General features: G+C 73.7%; 10 protein-coding genes. 3 read left to right on the plus strand and 7 right to left on the minus strand.

Annotated features, from left to right (window positions below):
• Positions 1 to 24 precede the first annotated feature (24 nt).
• Positions 25 to 1,794 carry an acyl-CoA dehydrogenase family protein gene (locus VQ02_RS27990; protein ID WP_048447530.1) on the minus strand — a complete coding sequence of 590 codons (1,770 nt, stop codon included), beginning with the start codon at positions 1,792 to 1,794 and terminating at the stop codon, positions 25 to 27.
• A gap of 157 nt (positions 1,795 to 1,951) precedes the next feature.
• On the opposite strand from VQ02_RS27990, the gene VQ02_RS27995 reads away from it, so the two are divergent.
• Positions 1,952 to 2,929: an L-threonylcarbamoyladenylate synthase gene (locus VQ02_RS27995; RefSeq protein ID WP_048447531.1), complete on the plus strand. Its 978-nt coding sequence runs from the start codon at positions 1,952 to 1,954 to the stop codon at positions 2,927 to 2,929.
• 163 nt (positions 2,930 to 3,092) lie between these two features.
• On the opposite strand, the gene wrbA is transcribed toward VQ02_RS27995, so the two are convergent.
• Complete coding sequence (gene wrbA / locus VQ02_RS28000) at positions 3,093 to 3,692, minus strand: NAD(P)H:quinone oxidoreductase (protein WP_048447532.1); 600 nt, start codon at positions 3,690 to 3,692, stop codon at positions 3,093 to 3,095.
• A gap of 114 nt (positions 3,693 to 3,806) precedes the next feature.
• Here wrbA and VQ02_RS28005 point away from each other — a divergent pair, with 114 nt between their 5' ends.
• Complete coding sequence (locus VQ02_RS28005) at positions 3,807 to 4,724, plus strand: LysR family transcriptional regulator (protein WP_048447533.1); 918 nt, start codon at positions 3,807 to 3,809, stop codon at positions 4,722 to 4,724.
• Here VQ02_RS28005 and greA read toward each other — a convergent pair.
• The 3 genes from greA to VQ02_RS28020 all read right to left on the minus strand — a co-directional run bounded on the left by greA (position 4,694) and on the right by VQ02_RS28020 (position 6,948).
• Positions 4,694 to 5,155, minus strand: coding sequence for a transcription elongation factor GreA (gene greA / locus VQ02_RS28010; RefSeq protein ID WP_048447534.1), 462 nt, complete (start codon positions 5,153 to 5,155; stop codon positions 4,694 to 4,696). The genes VQ02_RS28005 and greA overlap by 31 nt on opposite strands.
• A 90-nt stretch (positions 5,156 to 5,245) precedes the next feature.
• The gene (gene acuI, locus VQ02_RS28015; RefSeq protein WP_048447535.1) at positions 5,246 to 6,235 is read right to left on the minus strand and encodes an acrylyl-CoA reductase (NADPH); all 990 of its coding nucleotides are present in this window, start codon (positions 6,233 to 6,235) and stop codon (positions 5,246 to 5,248) included.
• A gap of 113 nt (positions 6,236 to 6,348) precedes the next feature.
• Entirely contained in the window at positions 6,349 to 6,948 is a 600-nt protein-coding gene (locus VQ02_RS28020; RefSeq protein ID WP_048447536.1) for a hypothetical protein, read from the minus strand.
• Positions 6,949 to 7,412: 464 nt separating this feature from the next.
• On the opposite strand from VQ02_RS28020, the gene VQ02_RS39850 reads away from it, so the two are divergent.
• Positions 7,413 to 7,535: a hypothetical protein gene (locus tag VQ02_RS39850; protein WP_280818971.1), complete on the plus strand. Its 123-nt coding sequence runs from the start codon at positions 7,413 to 7,415 to the stop codon at positions 7,533 to 7,535.
• Between the two features lie 15 nt (positions 7,536 to 7,550).
• Here VQ02_RS39850 and VQ02_RS28025 read toward each other — a convergent pair whose 3' ends face one another.
• A complete protein-coding gene (locus tag VQ02_RS28025) occupies positions 7,551 to 8,783 on the minus strand; it encodes a cell wall hydrolase (RefSeq protein ID WP_048447537.1) in 1,233 nt (410 codons plus the stop codon).
• A gap of 195 nt (positions 8,784 to 8,978) precedes the next feature.
• Positions 8,979 to 10,727, minus strand: a complete 1,749-nt coding sequence (locus VQ02_RS28030) for an adenylate/guanylate cyclase domain-containing protein (RefSeq protein ID WP_048447538.1) — start codon at positions 10,725 to 10,727, stop codon at positions 8,979 to 8,981.
• Positions 10,728 to 10,940 lie beyond the last annotated feature (213 nt).

Consider the following 10,940-nt stretch of genomic DNA (forward strand, 5'->3'; position numbering starts at 1 on the left):
TCCGCGTCCCGGACGGTCCGCCCCTCACCCCGCGAGCGCGAGCGCCCCATCCTGCAGGAAGCCGCCGCCGCCCGTCACCGTCTCCGCCAGCCCCCGCGCCCCGGTCGCGAGGTTTTCGGCGAAGAAGCGGGCGAGCGCGATGCGGGCGGGGTGGGCGGGGTCGGTGTCGCCGGCCTTGGTGGCGGCGTTCGCCGCGAGGGCGCTCAGCGCCAGGCAGGCACCGCCTTGGGCGAGGCCGAACAGCCGCAGGTACGGGGTCGCGCCGGCCAGCGCCTCCTCCGGCCGGTTCGAGCCGAGAGCCTTCAGGAGGTAGCCGGTCGCCCGGTCGAGGGATTCGATCGTCTCGCGCAGGCGCGGGGCGGTGTGGCCGAAGGCGGGACCGCCCTCCTTCAGCACCCGCTCGACGACGAGGCGCATCGCGCCGATCTGCCCGCGCACCACCGCGCCGCCCTCGAGCGGCAGCTTGCGGGTGACGAGGTCGATCGCCTGGATGCCGTTGGTGCCCTCGTAGATCGCCGCGATGCGGGCGTCGCGCAGGTGCTGGGCGGCGCCGGTCTCCTCGACGAAGCCCATGCCGCCGTGAACCTGGATGCCCAGCGACGCGACCTCGATGCCGATATCGGTCGAGAAGGCCTTGGCCACCGGCGTGAGCAGGGAGGCCCGGGTCTGCGCGGCCTTGCGCCCGGCCTCGTCCGTGGCCCGGTGGGCGCGGTCGATGGCTTCCGCCGTGAGGTAGCAGATGCCCCGGGAGGCGGCCGTCAGAGCCTTCATGGTGAGCAGCATCCGCTGCACGTCGGGGTGCTCGATGATCGCGCTCGCGCCCTCCGTCGCCGAGGCGGCCCGGCCCTGGCGCCGGTCGCGGGCGTAAGCGAGGGCCTGCTGGTAGGCCCGCTCGGCGATCGCGACGCCCTGGAGGCCGACGCCGAGGCGGGCGTTGTTCATCATCGTGAACATGCAGGCCAGCCCCCGGTTCGGCTCGCCGACGAGCCAGCCGGTAGCGCCGTCGTACACCATGGTGCAGGTCGGTGAGCCGTGGATGCCGAGCTTGTGCTCGATGCCGGCGCAGGCGAGCGCGTTGCGCGAGCCGTCCGGCAGCACCTTCGGCACCAGGAACAGGGAGATGCCGCGGGTGCCGGCCGGGGCGTCGGGCAGGCGCGCCAGCACCAGGTGGACGATGTTGTCGGTGAGATCGTGCTCGCCCCAGGTGATGTAGATCTTCTCGCCCGAGATCCGGTAGCTGCCGTCGCCGGCGGGCTCGGCCCGGGTGCGCATCACCGAGAGGTCCGAGCCGGCCTGCGGCTCGGTGAGGTTCATGGTGGCGGTCCACTCGCCGGAGACCAGCTTCTCGAGGTAGCGGGCGCGCAGCTCCTCGCTGCCGTGGCGGCTCAGCGCCTCGACGCCGCCGGCGGTCAAGAGCGGCCCGAGGCCGAACGCCATCGCGGCGGAGTTCCACATCTCGATGCAGGCGGCGTTGAGCAGCACCGGCAGGCCCTGGCCACCGTACTCGACCGGGCCCGGCAGGGCATTCCAGCCGCCCTCGGTCCAGGCCCGGTAGGCCTCGCGGTAGCCCGGCGGCATGGTCACGACGCCGTCCTTGAGCGGGGTGCCGTGGCGGTCGCCGACCCGGTTGAGGGGCGCCACCACGTCGTTCGCGAAGCGGCCGGCCTCCTCCAGGATCGTGTCGACGAGATCCTCCGAGAGGTCGCCGTGCAGCCCCTCCGCGATGGCGCGGTCGAGCCCGGCGACGTGCCGGAGGGTGAAGGCCATCTCGGCCACGGGCGCGCGATAGGTCATCGAGGGCTCCTCCCCGGGGAGCGGTCTGGCGGCCTGCCCTGGCCCGCCGCGCGGAGCCCCGGGTGCCGCCCTTTGGATTTGACGTCCGGCCGCCGCCGACGCTACGGCCGGCGGCATGGTGACCGACAGTTTAGACGTGAACGATGATCGCGGGTCAATGCCGCCGGGAGCGACCCGACGCCTCGCGGCCGACGCCCCGGGCATCGCCGAGGCCGGCGCCCTCTTGCGCGAGGGCCGCCTGGTGGCGATCCCGACCGAGACCGTCTACGGCCTCGGCGCCGATGCGGGCAATCCAGCGGCGGTGGCGGGGATCTACGCTGCCAAGGAGCGGCCGCGGTTCAACCCGCTGATCGCCCACCTGCCCGACCTCGCGGCGGCGCGGCGCGAGGGCGTGTTCGGCGAGGACGCCGCGCGCCTCGCGGAGGCGTTCTGGCCCGGTCCCCTCACCCTGGTGGTGCCGGTGGCGGAGGGCGGGCGCGTCAGCGACCTCGCCCGGGCGGACTTGGGCAGCGTCGCGCTCCGCGTGCCGGGAAGCCGCCTCGCCCGGGACGTGCTGGCCGCCGCCGGCTGCCCGGTGGCGGCGCCCTCCGCCAACCGCTCGGGCCGGGTGAGCCCGACGGACGTCGACCACGTGCTCGGCGACCTCGACGGGCGGATCGCCGCCGTCCTCGACGGCGGGCCGTGCCCGGTCGGGGTCGAATCGACCATCGTCGCCTGCCTCGACGGGCCGCCGGTGCTGCTGCGGCCGGGCGGCGTCTCCCGCGCGGAGATCGAGGCGGTGCTGGCCCGTCCGCTCGCCGCGGCGGGCCCGGCCGGGGCGGCGCCGGTCTCTCCCGGTCTGCTGGCCTCGCACTACGCCCCTCGGGCCGCCGTGCGCCTCGGTGCGACGCGGGTCCTGCCTGGGGAGGCCGTTCTGCTGTTCGGCCCCGACGCGCCGGCCGGCCTCGATGAGGCGGCCCTGTGCCTCAACCTCAGCCCGGCCGGCGACCTCGCCGAGGCGGCAACCCACCTCTTCGCCTACCTGCGCCGGCTCGATGCGGCCGGCCCGGCGACGATCGCGGTGACGCCGATCCCGGATCACGGCCTCGGCGAGGCGATCCTCGACCGCCTCGCCCGCGCCGCCGCGCCGCGCTGAGTGTCGAAAATTTTTCGCGGGAGCGCCGGAACCGATCCGGCAGCATTCGCGTTGATGGGTCCTAGAAGGTCACCTAAGCCCCCATCGACCTTCCGCCTCAGAGGCCCGGATCCGTCCGGGCTTTTTTCTTGGGCGGATTCTCTTGGCGGATTCTTTTGGGACCCTACCCGGCGAGCTTCGCGGCGATGCCGGCGACGTGCCGGCCCTGGAAGCGGGCGCCCTCGAGCTCGATCTCGCTCGGCTGGCGGCTGCCGTCGCCGCCCGCGATGGTCGAGGCCCCGTACGGCGAGTTGCCCATCACCTCGGTGGTGCCGAGCTGGCCCTGGAAGCTGTAGGGCAAGCCGACCACCACCATGCCCTGATGCAGCAGCACGGTGTGGAAGCTCAGGATGGTCGATTCCTGGCCGCCATGCTGCGATGCCGTCGAGGTGAAGACCGCGCCGACCTTGCCGACCAGGGCGCTCTTCGCCCACAGGCCGCCGGTCTGATCGATGAAGTTCTTCATTTGCGAGGCCATGTTGCCGTAGCGGGTCGGCGTGCCGAAGATGATCGCGTCGTAGGTCGGCAGCTCGTCCACGGTGGCGATCGGCGCCGCCTGGTCGAGCTTGTAGTGCGACTTGCGGGCGATCTCCTCGGGCACCAGCTCGGGCACGCGCTTGACCACCGCCTCCGACCCCGCCGCGCGGACGCCCTCGGCCACCGCATAGGCCATCTGCTCGATGTGGCCGTAGGTCGAGTAGTACAGCACCAGAACCTTCGCCATCGCGTGATCTCCCGTGGGTTGCCGGCGCGGACCATCGCGGATCGCGGGCCGGCGTGAAATGGCCTATGTCGCAAGTTCGCGCTTGCAGGTGCGCAAGGTCAGGAGTTCGATCGCGTGACCGTCTCCCTCGCCTGGGACGATTTCCGGCTGGTGAAGGCCATCTGCGACCAGCGCGGCCTGACCCAGGCCGCCGAGCGGCTCGGCATCAACCACTCCACCGCCTTCCGGCGCCTCGGCCAGATCGAGGCCGCCCTGCGCACGCCGTTGTTCGAGCGCCACCGCACCGGCTACGTGCCGACGCCGGCGGCGGAGGAGATGACCCGGATCGCCGCCCGGATGGAGGAGGACGTGCTGGCCTTCACCCGGCGGATCGAGGGCCAGGGCCTGAGCCCCGCCGGAGAGCTCCGCATCACCACCGCGGCCTCGCTCCTCACCGGCCTGCTGACCCCGATCCTCGCCGCCTTCTGCACCCGCTGCCCGGAGGTGCGCCTCGACGTGGTGGTGTCGGAGCAGGCGCTCAACCTCGCCAAGCGCGACGCCGACGTGGCGCTGCGCGCCACCAACGATCCGCCCGACACCCTGGTGGGCCGGCGCCTCGCCACCATCGCGTGGGCGCTCTACGGCCGGGTCGACATCGACCGGGCCGTGCCGCTCGCGCAGCAGCGCTGGGTCTCGCCGGCGCCGCGTCTCGGAGCCGCGACCGCGGCGCGGTACGTGCAGGAGCGGACGGAGGCGGACCGCATCGTCCTGCGCCTCGACACCGTTCAGGGTCTCGCGGACGCGGTGGAGGCCGGGATCGGCATCGGCCCCCTGCCCTGCGTGATCGGCGACCGGCGCCCGAACCTGGCGCGGCTCGGGCCGCCGGAGCCCGAACTCGCCGCCGGGCTCTGGCTCCTCACCCACCCGGACCTGCGCCGGGCCGCCCGGGTGCGGGCCTTTCTCGACTTCGTGGGCGACGCGATCGCCCGCGAGCGCGACCTGATCGAGGGTCGGATTCCGGATCAGCGGACGGAGATGATCTCGATCTCGTGACCGGCCACCGTGACGGTCTCCCCCGCCTGCTTGCCGGTCAGGGCGCGGGCGAGGGGCGCCACGTAGGCGAGGGTGCCCTTGGCCGGATCGGCCTCGTCCTCCCCGACGATCCGGAAGGTCTGCTCGGCGCCGTCGTCGCGGGTGATGGTGACGGTCGAGCCGAAATGCACCGCGTCGCCGGGGGTCGGCTCGACCACCTGGGCAGAGTTGCGCCGGGCGGTCCAGTACCGCAGGTCGCGGTTCACCCGGGCGAGATCCGCCTTGCCGTCAGGGGACAGGCCGGCATGCTCGGCGTGCAGCCGGTCCAGCTCCGCGTCGATCAGGGCGAGCCCCTCCGGCGTGACGAAGTTCGGGTGCGGGGAGACGGGACGGTCGGGAAGATCCTCGAAGGCCTCCCCACCCTCCCGCTCGCGAACGAAGGCGATGCTCATGAAACAGGCAATGCGCGGACCTCCGCCAAGGTTCCGCGCCGCACCGACGCGGGTCCCCGCGATCGCGATCACACGGTCGTCACGGCCGCCCTATGCGATCGTCACGACCACACGCCCGCGGGTGCGCCCGGCGAGGATCTCCGGGCCGCGGTCGATCACCTGGTCGAGGGGCACCGTGGTGGTCATCACCGAGAGCGCGGCGGGGTCGAGGTCGCGGGCGATCCGGGACCAGGCCTCGCGGCGCAGGGGCAGCGGCGCCATCACGCTGTCGATGCCGAAGAGCGCGACCCCGCGCAGGATGAACGGCGCCACGGAGGCCGGGAGGTCCATGCCGCCGGCGAGACCGCAGGCCGCCACGGCGCCGCCGTAGCGGGTCATCGCGAGGGCGTTGGCCAGGGTCGTGGAGCCGACCGCGTCGATCGTCGCGGCCCAGCGCTCCTTGCCGAGGGGCTTGCCGGGCGCACCCAGCTCCCGGCGATCGATGATCTCGGCAGCGCCGAGGCCGCGCAGGTACTCCGCCTCCTCGTCGGCACGACCGGTCGAGGCGATGACGTGCCAGCCGGCTCGCGCGAGGAGCGCCACCGCCACCGAGCCGACGCCGCCGGCTGCGCCGGTCACCAGGGCCGGCCCGGCGGCGGGGCTGAGCCCGTGGCGCTCCAGCGCCAGCAGGGCCAGCATCGCGGTGTAGCCGGCGGTGCCGACCGCCATGGCCTGCTCCGGCGTCAGGTTCGCCGGCAGCGCCACCAGCCAGTCGCCCTTCACCCGCGCCTTCTCGGCATAGGCGCCGAGATGGGTCTCGCCGGTGCCCCAGCCGTTCAGCACCACGGAATCGCCGGGCTTCCAGTCCGGGTGCGACGAGGCCTCGACCACGCCGGCGAAGTCGATTCCCGGGATCATCGGCCAGCGCCGCACCACCGGCGCCTTGCCGGTGAGCGCGAGACCGTCCTTGTAGTTGAGGGTGGAGTGGGTGACCCGGACGGTGACGTCGCCGTCCATCAGCCCGGACTCGTCGAAATCCTTGAGCGCGACGCTCTGCCCGCCGTCGCCCTTCTCGATCACCACCGCCTTGAAGGTGCCCACGCTCCGCCTCCCTGCCGCGCGGCGTTCCGGCCGCGTTCGCCTGACGGGGTTGTGGAGCGGGAGCCGTCGCGCGGCAAGGCGGCCCGGGCGAGGCCGGGCCGCCCGCACCCGGCTCAGTAGCCGTCGTAGATGCTGCCGCCGCCGAACACGACGCCGGTCCCGGCGCCGACCGCCGCGGCGCCGAGGCCGATCCCGGCGCCCGCGAGGCCGAGGCCCGCCCCGACGATTCCGCCCGGCCCGGCCGGGCCGGGGCCGTAGCCGCCGTGGCCGCCCGCCGGCACCCAGCCGGAGCGGGCGGGCTCGACCAGGACGCGGCGCTGATAGGAGGCGTAGGCCGGCGGGATCACCTGCGGCACGACCTGGGCCGGGCGCACCAGCACCTGGCGCGTCTGGGTGGCGTAGCGCGCCGGGATCGTGACCCAGCAGCCGACGGTCTGGCCGTAGGCGTCGACGGAGGTCTGCCAGACGCGGCGCGCGGGCGAGACCAGCACCTGCTCGGAGACGGTGTCGTAGACCGGCGGCACGACGTGATTGACCGTCCGCGGCGGGCGCACCATCACCTGCTCGGACACCGTGCCGTAGACCGGCGGTGTGGAGACGCGGCGGTAGCAATCGGTGGTGCAGCCGTAGCCGCCGGCGACGGCCGGGGCGGCGAAGAGCAGGCCCGCCGCGAGGGCGGTCGCGGCGGTGGCACGGGTGACCCGGGCGGTCATGATCGGTCTTCCTCAGGGACTGGCGGGGATGGGTCCGCGCGGCACTCGCCAGCGCCACGCTTGCCCGAGAGAGAAACCGCTCAGGCGTCCCCGAGGCAAGCCGAAAGCCTCAAGAGGGTAAAATTGCCCTCGGGATTTACTACGTATTTCGGTGAATTGCGGAGGGGATCGGGCAAGCCTGGGAATCGATCCAGGTGAGGGACTGCGGAACAGTTGGATTTTCGCGAGCCTCTGTATTTAGTGTAAACCATGTGGACGAGATCGGCGGTGGATGGCGGGCGCCCTTCGCCTCTCCGGCGCCATGACGACCGATCTGTCTTCACTTTGGTTTCACCACCATCCGCGGCCGGCGCCAGAACAGGCTCAAGGCCGTCGCGTGGATCAACGGCGCCCCGCGCGCTGCCGGCCAGACCTCCGCCGTGGCCCCGATCTGTTCCGTTCTGCTCAGGAGCGACGGCGCGACCGTGCTGCCGACACCTGCCTCGGCGTCGGCCTGCACGGCGAACGATCGGGCGAACGACGGCGGCCTCGTCTCCTTCTGCGTCGCGACGAAGACCTGGAAGCGCGCCGCCCTGTCGTCCTGGTAGCGTGGCGGGCGCCGCTCAGGTCTGGCCCGGCCGCAGCTGGTAGAAGATGTGGCGGCCGATCACGTCCATCTTGCGCAGGCGGCGGGACCAGCGCGGCTTGACGTAGTCGGCGTGATAATGGGTCGCCCCGCCGACATCGGCCAGGTAGGTGCGGCCCTCGACCACCGCGTGGGCGATGCGGGTCGCAGTCTGCCAGGAGGCGTCGTCGGTGATCCGCAGCGACTTGCCCTCGCAGGCGAAGGAGAACTGGCAGCCCATGTAGCGGTGGCGGTTCTGGTAGACGACGCCGCAGATATTGGCCGGGTAGAGGCCGCTCTTGGCGCGGTTGAGCACCACCTGGGCCACCGCGGCCTGGCCCTGCTCGGGCTCGCCCCGCGCCTCGAAATACACGGCCTCCGCCAGGCAGCGCTGCTCCTTCTCGGCATTCTCCGGAGTGATCAGGTCGGCGTAGCGGCGGCGGGCATCCTCGCTCGGCAGCGCCTCGGGGGCGATGCGGGCGGCGGTGGTGACGCCGGTGCGGGCATCGCGGTCGAGGCGGGGCGAGATCTGGCCACCAGCGGCGATCTCGACCGGCGTCGCATCGGCGGGGGCCGGCGTGGTGGAGGACAGGGCGACCGCCCGAGGCACCGCCGGGGTGCGACCGTCCGGGTCCGCGCCTCCGGCGTCCCGAGCGGCGTCGCGGGCCCGGATGGCGGTCTGGCCGCCGGCCGTCGCCCCGCGGGTCGGCGCGGAGGCGCCGGCGGCCGGCGAGCTGGCCCCCGCCTCTCCGCCGGTCTCCGCGAAGGGCACGAAGCCCTCCTGCGGCTCGAGCTCCGGGTTCCAGGTCGCGGCACCGGGGGTGAAGGTCGAGGCGACGCTCGGGCCGCTGCTGCCGAGCCAGCCCGCGTTCAGAGCGACGCCGCGGGACGCGCCGCCGACCCGGGCCGGAACCAGGGCATCGGCCTTGTGGGCACGCTGCGCCAGCGGCCGGGTGCGGGCATCCGCTTTCAGGTCCGGGCGCAGCGGCTCGGCGTCGAGGGCGAGGTCGCGGCGCGCGCTTCCGCTCAGGCTCACCCCGTTCAGGCCGAGCGAATTCAGGTTCACCTGGGTGATGAGGCCGCGCTCCGGCAGGGACGGCATCCCGCGGGGCACGAGCCGCGCGACGACGCTCGAGCCGAGGGAGGTCTCGTAGCCTGCCGAGGCGGTGAACGAGACCAGGACGCCCAGGCCGACGGCCCAGGGCGCAGCGGCAGCGCCGAGCCAGCGCATCCCCTGCGTCCGTCGCGCCTGACGCCTGCGCAAGTCCCGCCTGAGCAAGTTCCGCCTGATCAAGTCCCGCCCTCACTCCGCACGCGCCTGCCCGGCCCGCGCGGGACCGACACCGTGACCGGAAGTGTCGCGGGGTATGGTTGAGCGTTGGTTAAGCGGGTGCGCGAGCGCACCAGGGCCCCGCGCGGCAGGGCCTCACGCTGCGCCGGCCTGCGTGGCGGCGGAGAGCGCGCCGGCGAGGTCGCGGGCCCGCTCGGCGTAGATCACCGGCAGCGGCGCGGTGACGCCGCGCACCGCCACGGTCTCGACGCGCAGGCCGTCGAGCGCTATCCCCGCCCGTCCCGCCGCCTCGGCCGAGGCGACGAGCTGCACGTCGGCGGCCTTTGCGAGGGATTCGAGCCGGCTCGCCAGGTTCACGGCCGGGCCGATCACCGACATGCCCCGGCTCGCGCCGTAGCCGAGGCGGCCGAGCACCAGGGGACCGGCATGCAGGCCCATCGCCATCCGGAGCGCCGCCGGCAGTTCCGCGGCGAGCTGGCGGTTGAGCTCGGCCACAGCCACGTCGACCCTTCCGGCGGCGGTGAAGGCCGAGCGGCAGGCGGCGCCGATCCCGTCCGGGTGCGTGAAGAGGGCGAGGAGCCCGTCGCCCGCGTAGCCGCCGATCCAGCCCCCCGCCGCCTCGATCTCCCGCCCCACCGCCTCGAAGAAGCGGTTGAGGATGAACACGACGTCGAAGGGCAGCTTGCGCTCGGAGAGCGGCGTGAAGCCGCGGATGTCGATGAACAGGATCGCCACCTCGCGCTCGGTCCCGGCGACATCGGTGCTGGTAAGGTGGCTGTCCGTGGTCTCGGGCCGGCGCGGGTCGAGGATGCGGACCAGCGCCACGTCGCCGCGCGGTCTCGCCTGGCAGGCGAGGCGCACGTTGGCCGGCGCGCCGATCGCCCGCAGGGCCGCCGCCTCCTGGGGGCCCGCGGCCGACAAATTCTCCTCGCCGCTCACCACCAGCACCCGGCAGGTCGAGCAGCGCCCGCGCCCGCCGCAGACCGAGACGTGCGGCACCCGGTTCGCCCGGCTGATCTCGAGGAGCGTCGGTCCCTCGAGGCTGCGCACCGTCGGCCCACCGACGTAGGTGACGCCGAAGCGCCGCGCCCGCAGGGTCGCCGCCGCGCGCATCAGCACGACGCCGAGCGCGAGGGCGGTCGCGGCGTAGATCACGCCCGTCACCGTGTCGCCCCAGCCGAGGACCGCCTGGTCGAGGGGCGGCACCTGCCAGCGGGCGTCGAGGTCGGGGGCGTCGAAGCGGCGCGCCAGCACGAGGTCGCGCTCCATGATCCGCGCCTGGGTGACGATGCCGGCGAACGCCGCCGCCGGCAGGCCGACGGCGGGCACGGCGAGGAGCGGCGCCATCCTCCGGTAGAGCGGCGACAGCCGCAGCCAGGCGTGCAGGCCGAGGCAGCCGTGCAACCAGACCACGAGCATCAGGGCGGTCTGGTAGCCCATGCCGTCGGGCCAGACGTGAACGATGACGTAGGGGTAGTTGGTGCGCGTGCCGTCGACGAGGTTGGTGACCCGGGTCGCCAGGACGTGCGGCACGAGCAGGAACGGGATCGCGAAGCCGAGCAGCGTCTGGGCCGCCTCCCAGGGCGGCATCCGCAGGGTCCGGTGCTCGGCGAGCCGCACCAGGGCGAAGGCGACGTGGATCAGGAGGCTGAGGCCGAGGATCAGGCTGCCGGGGATCGAGCGGGTGACAGCGGTCCGCCATCGGGCCACGTCCACCATCGTCTCGAGGCCGACGAGGCCCAGCGCGTGGTTGGCGAAATGCGTCGCCGCAAAGGCGAACAGGACGAGGCCCGAGACGAGGCGCAGGCGCTGCGCGGTCGAGCCGCGCCACAGGCGGGCGCTTGCCTCCGGATTCGGACCGCCGGCGGGCTGCGGGTCGCGCATGGACTCCTCACTCGGGGCGGGTTTCCCTCTCCCCACGGGCGGGGAAAGGCCTGAGCCCCAAGGGGCTCAAGGAGCCCGCAGCGAACCGCAGGTTCGCCGCGAGCATGAGGGAGTGTCTCCGGATAAGCTCCGTCCGGCACTCCCCCTCAACCCTCGGCTACCGCCTTGTCTCGCCCCCGACGAAGGGGCGAAACCCTCTCCCCGCCCGCGGGG

Origin of the sequence: Methylobacterium variabile, assembly GCF_001043975.1 — a bacterium.
Lineage (GTDB): Bacteria > Pseudomonadota > Alphaproteobacteria > Rhizobiales > Beijerinckiaceae > Methylobacterium > Methylobacterium variabile.